Genomic DNA, 4,076 nt, shown 5'->3' with positions numbered 1-4,076 from the left:
GCACCCGCCCGCCGCGCGTGCGCGGCCAGGCCGGGGCCGCCCCGCGCCGGTGGCGAGGCGAGCGTGCGTAGTCGTTGATACATCAGCCAGTCGTCCCTCTCGTGCCGCCGGACTACAGCGTCCGGACGCGGATGTTGCGGAACTCGATGAGGTCGGTGTCGCCGTGGTTCTGCAGGCCCACGAATCCGCTGGCGAACTGCCGCGCGTCCGTCGGCGGGTCGCCGTCGCGCAGCGATTCGGTGCCCGGCCCGTTGTCGAACTCGTTGATCACCTCACCGTTGCGGATGATCGTGTAGTGCTGGTCGACGACGCGGATCTCGTAGTCGTTCCACTCGCCCTTCGGGGTCGCGCCGGAGCCGTCGAGCCCGACGGGATCGAAGTTGTAGATCGATCCGGTCTTCTGCGGCTCGCCGGAGTCGCCGTCGTAGATCTGCACCTCCTGTCCGCAGTAGACGGCCACCCACGCCTGCGAGGTCCGTGCCGCGCCCTGGGTCGAGCACTCGTGCTCACGCTCCTCCAGCGGCGTGCGCGGGTCCGGGAACCGGACGAAGACGCCGCTGTTGGCGCGGTGCCCGTCCGGTGCGACGTCGCGGAACTGGAGCTTCATCGAGAAGTCGCCGAACTCCTCCGCGGCGTACCAGAGCATGCCCATCCCGCCGGAACTGCGCAGCGAGCCCTCGTCGGTGATCTCGAACTTTCCGCTCGGTGCCTGCCGCCAGCCCTGGAGCGAGGCGGCCGTGCCGTCGAAGATGTGCTTGTAGCCGGAGTCACCCTTCTTGCCGATGTCCGACCGGGCCGCGGAGCGGGTCAACATGCCCTTCTCCTTGCCACTGAGCACACCGTCAGACTTGAGCGTGTTCGCGACCTCGCTGACGTGGTCGACGAAGGCGCCGTGGTTGTCCCAGCTTCCCTCGTCGTCGATGAGGTCGTTGATGGTGCAGCCGCCGCCGACCTCCGAGTTGGGAACCCCGGTGTCGATGTCGCGCAGCCAGACCGTCGAGCGGTCGTCCGGCACGGCGCACTCGACGGTGACCTCGGCACTGGTGGTCACCGTCTCACCGTCGGCGTAGGTCACCGTCAGCGTCACGGTGTAGGTGCCCGTGGCGGCGTAGGTGTGCCTCGGGTTCGCCTCCTCGGAGGTGGCCCCGTCGCCGAAGTCCCACTCGTAGGACACGCCACCGGAGCGCGCTCCGGTGAAGGCCATGGTCAGCGGGGCACTCTGCACGGCGGTCGCCTCGACCTGCGGCCTCGGCGTGGGCGCACCACCGTTGTAGGTGACGCGGATCAGCTTCTGGTTGTCACTGAGGCTGAAGAACCCACCGCCGTAGTCGATCATGTAGAGAGCGCCGTCCGGGCCGAACTCGGCGTCCATCCAGCTCTGCAACTCGGTGTTCCCGCCGCCCATCGGGATGATGCCGCGGAGGTCCTCGGCGTAGAGCGGCGGTCCCGCCTCGTCGACGGTGTCCGGGTCCACGGTCACCGCGATCCTGTTGTTCGCGTTGGACTGGTCACCGATGAGCCACTTGCCGTCCCAGTGGGCGGGCCACGCGACACCGCTGTCGGTGTCGGTGGCCGAGCGGTGGTACGTCGGGCCCGACATGATCGCCTGGGCACCACCGGTCAGGTACGGCTGGGTGTGGGTCACCTCGTCCAGCTCGTAGCTCGGCACACCACTGCCGTCGCCCCGCTCCGGGAACACGGGACCACCGCCGTCGGGCGCGTACCAGATCATGTTCGCACGGGCGTCCGGGATGTCGACCAGTCCGGTGTTGCGCGGCGACGTGTTCTTCAGGTCGTCACACTCGTACCAGCCGGTCAGCACGGAGGCGTCGGTGTTGCTGCGGTCGCGGTAGGGCTGCTTGTCGCCCATGCAGTAGGGCCAGCCCTGGTTGCCAGCCGAGGTGATGATGGTCGCGGTCTCGTACTTGGCCGGACCGAGCTCGGGGCTGGGCTCGAACGCGTCGGGCCCGACCCAGGCGGCGGTCAGCCAGTCGTTCTTCCGGTCGTACTGGATACGCGACGGGTTGCGCACGCCCATCACGTAGATCTCGGGCTTGGTCTTGTCCCCGGGGTAGTCGGCCTCGGGGAAGAGGTTGCCCTCCGGAATGGTGTAGCTGCCGTCGTCCTCGGGGTGAATCCGCAGGATCTTGCCGTTGAGGTCGTTGGTGTTACCCGCGGTACGGCGAGCGTCCTGGAAGGACACTCCCTTGTAGTCCTTGGTCCAGTTGTTGCCCGAGTACCCTTCCGAGCCCCGCGACGAGTTGCTGTCACCCGTGGCGATGTAGAGGTTGCCCTCGTTGTCGAAGTCCATCCCACCACCGGCGTGGCAGCAGCTGTGGATCTGGGTGTCCCACTGAAGCAGGTCGACCCGGCTGGCCGTGTCGATGCTGTCCGTGGCGTGGTCGTAGGTGAAGCGGGACACCGTCCGCTGGCCGATCCGCTCCTCCTTGTCGATCGACTCGTACGGCATCCAGTACACATACATCCAGCCGTTGTCGGCGAACGACGGGTCGAGCGTCATCCCGAGCAGGCCCTCCTCGGTCTTGACCAGCTCGTCGCCGCTCCCGCGGTTGCCGAACACCTCGAGGGTGGTCAGGTGCTTGACCTCTTCCGACTCCGGGTCCCACTGGTGGATCGTGCCGCAGCCGAGGCCGACGTTCTCGTCCTCCCAGTCGGGCACCGGGCCGGAGGCGCAGGCGGCCTTGCCGACGTAGAACACGGTGCCGTCGTCGGCGATGGTCAGCCCGTGCATCTCGCCGTGCTGGTCCAGTTGGCCGTCGGCGTTGGTACCGCTGAGCCGCTCCACCTCGTAGTTGTCCGCGATGGTGGCCTGGCAGTCACCGCGCACCAGCCCGGTGGTCCAGCGCAGCGCGCCGAGCAGGTGGGAGCGGAACTTCTCCTCGTCGTAGGAGGCCGCGGTGCCGCCCATGCCGGTGTAGAACGACCGCCCGTCCTCGTAGTCGTGGCACCACGAGATGGGGTGGAACGGGCCGTTGCCGTTCTGGCCCGCGTCGTAGGTGCGCTCCTGCACCTGCGCCACGGTGTGCACGGAACCGACCGGGTTGTTGCTCCAGTTCGGCCACGCGTCGGTGCGGGTCCAGGTCGCGGGCAGCTCCGCCGTGGCGGGGTGGGCCCGGTCGACCACGCTGACGGTCGCCTCCTGCGGGGTGGGCCCGGCGTCCTCCGGCGGGGTCGCGTCGGCGGTGTACAGCTCGATGCCGGCGAGCTGCGTGGCGCCCTCCCCGTCGTTGGCTGTGATGTCGAGCCGGTAGTGGCGGTAGGAGTCCTCGTTGTCGAACCGGAACTCCCGCGTCTGGAACCGGTCGGGGAAGTCCTCACCGGTGCGCCGGTCGAGGTCGGTCCAGCTCTGCCCGTCGGGCGAGCCCTGCAGCGTCCAGTCCCTCGGGTCGCGGCCGGGGAAGTCGTTGGCCGAGGTCAGGGCATAGTGCGAGATCGCGGCAGGCTCGGCGAGTTCCAGCGTGACCGTGCCGGTCGAGCCGAAGGTCAGCCACTTGGTGTTGTCGGCACCGTCGATGAGCTTGTCAGCGGTCTCGTTGGGTGGGTTCTCGCCGTCGGCGGTGACGTTCGCGACCTCCTCCGGCGTGGGCCGCGCCCCCGCGGGGCGGGCGCCGAGAAGGTCGGTGAACCACTCGGAGCGGGCCTGGGCACGGGCGGCGTCACGCACGCCGAGGAAGCCGCCACCGTCGCTGACATAGGCGCGCAGTGCCGACTCCTGTGCGGCGTCGAGCTCGGCGCCCTGCGCGGAGAGGAACACCACGCCGCGGTACGAACGCAGGTTCTCGGCCGTGAACACGGCCGGGTCGCTCGCGGTCTCCACCGCGATGTCGTGGGCGGTGCCCAGCTCGGTGACCGCGTCGGCGGCACGGGCGACCGGGTCGTCCTGCTGCTCCGCGGGTCCGTGGAACACCAGTACCGAGGCGGCCGCGTCGCCCGATCATGGGTGCACCGCAGCTCGCGATGGGCGCGATCGGCGTCGCCGTCAGCCTCGTCGCCTGGTTCGTGTTCGTCTCCGGCGTCCTGCGCCAGTTCCGCATCATCCGGCTCGGCCAGCCGGA

1 protein-coding gene is annotated in these 4,076 nt (G+C 69.2%); it reads right to left on the bottom strand.

From position 1 onward, the window contains the following. Nucleotides 1-112 precede the first annotated feature (112 nt). Nucleotides 113-3,928 carry a ThuA domain-containing protein gene (locus SACSA_RS21020; RefSeq protein ID WP_019813021.1) on the bottom strand — a complete coding sequence of 1,272 codons (3,816 nt, stop codon included), beginning with the start codon at nt 3,926-3,928 and terminating at the stop codon, nt 113-115. Nucleotides 3,929-4,076: the final 148 nt, after the last annotated feature.

Origin of the sequence: Saccharomonospora saliphila YIM 90502 (genome assembly GCF_000383795.1) — a bacterium.
Classification (GTDB): Bacteria; Actinomycetota; Actinomycetes; order Mycobacteriales; family Pseudonocardiaceae; genus Saccharomonospora; species Saccharomonospora saliphila.
The sequence above is the reverse complement of the archived record's forward strand: the minus strand, read 5'-3'. Positions and strand labels throughout refer to the sequence as shown.